The organism is Epilithonimonas hispanica, from assembly GCF_003385395.1.
Classification (GTDB): Bacteria; Bacteroidota; Bacteroidia; order Flavobacteriales; family Weeksellaceae; genus Epilithonimonas; species Epilithonimonas hispanica.
This window is the reverse complement of the sequence record NZ_QNUG01000102.1, coordinates 1-1,865: the sequence shown is the minus strand read 5'-3', so window position 1 is coordinate 1,865 and position 1,865 is coordinate 1. Positions and strand designations below refer to the sequence as shown.

Sequence of the window (1,865 nt, the reverse complement as noted above, 5' to 3'; positions counted from 1 at the left end):
GAAGGCGATACAGCCGAAATTGTCGTACATAATCAATTAAAAGAAAGTACATCATTGCATTGGCATGGCGTTTTTTTACCCAATAAAGAGGATGGTGTGCCTTGGCTTACACAAAAACCAATTAAGGCGGGCGATACTTATACCTATCGTTTTCCGATTATCCAACATGGCACGCACTGGTATCACTCACATTCTGGTTTGCAGGAGCAGATTGGTATGTATGGTAGTTTTGTGATGAAAAAGCGTGAGGATGATAAAACTTTTAGAGAAGGAATAGATGATTTGCCTACTGTACCCATCATTTTAAGCGAGTGGACAAACCTCAATCCCAATAACATTAATCGGATGTTACATAATGCCAATGATTGGGCGGCTATTAAAAAAAATGCTACACAATCATACGCAGAAGCTATCAAAGAAGGTCATTTCAAAACAAAAGTAACCAACGAATGGAAACGTATGTTGGCAATGGACGTAAGCGATGTATATTATGACAAAATTTTAATCAACGGAAATCATACTACCGATTTAAAAAATGTTGATGGCAAAACGCTAAAAGCAGGAGATAAAGTAAGATTACGAGTGTCAAATGGTGGTGCATCCTCTTATTTTTGGTTGCGATATGCAGGAGGTAAAATTACCGTAGTTGCAAATGACGGCAATGATGTAGAACCTGTGGAAGTAGATAGATTAATCATTGCAGTATCAGAAACATATGATGTAGTTGTTACGATTCCTGAAGATGGAGTTTCTTATGAGTTTTTAGCTACTACTGAAGACAGAACACAATCGGCAAGCTATTTCGTAGGTAATGGCATCAAACAACTCATTTCACCACTTCCTAAATTGAAATATTTTGAGGGAATGAAAATGATGAACGATATGATGAAGATGAACGGAGATTTGGACGATATGGGAATGAAAATGAGCTTGAACCAAATGGATATGAACGTAGTAATGTATCCTGAAATCACAGGAGATAGTAAGCAGAAAGAAGACCATAGCCAACACAATATGAATATGAATATGGAAAATGATCCCAACCGTTACAATGCAAATGCTTTGGGAGAAATTAAAACCCTTAATTATGCAATGTTACAATCTCCTTCCAATACGGAACTTCCTAAAGATGCTCCAGTAAAAGAATTGAAATTTACCCTTACAGGAAATATGAACCGTTATGTGTGGAGTATGGATAATAAAATACTTTCAGAAGTTGATAAAATACCTGTAAAAAAAGGAGAAATTCTACGAATTACCATTCATAATAACTCAATGATGCGACACCCGATGCACTTGCACGGCTTTGATTTTAGAGTTATTAATGGCAAAGGTGAAAAATCTCCACTTAAAAATGTTTTAGATATAATGCCGATGGAAACTGACACTATTGAGTTTTTAGCAAACGAAGAAGGAGATTGGTTTTTCCACTGTCATATCCTTTATCATATGATGTCAGGAATGAACAGGGTATTTGCGGTTGATGATTATCAAAATCCAAATTTGCCTGACAAGAAACAAGCATATAATATGTTGCAAAGAGAAAGCAATATGCCTCATTTTATGGCACAAAATGATTTTGCAACTAACGGAAATGATGGTGACGCAATGCTTCAAAATGCAAGATGGAGTTTAGGTACAGAATGGCGTTTAGGTTATAATGATATGCACGGCTATGAGATAGAAACTCATTTAGGAAGATATATTGGTAAAATGCAATGGTTTATGCCATTCATCGGTTTCGACTGGAGGTATCGTAAAATGGGTATGGATGAACACGAAACCAATTTATTTGGTCAGAAAAATGAAAAAGATACACGTAGAGCCATTAGTTTAGGTTTTATGTACACTTTGCCAATGTTAGT

General features: G+C 36.0%; 1 protein-coding gene. It reads left to right on the top strand.

Translation table 11 applies throughout. The annotated features are described in order from the left end of the window. A partial coding sequence (locus tag DRF58_RS17985) for a multicopper oxidase family protein (protein ID WP_116037326.1) occupies positions 1-1,865 on the top strand: 1,865 nt, incomplete at both ends.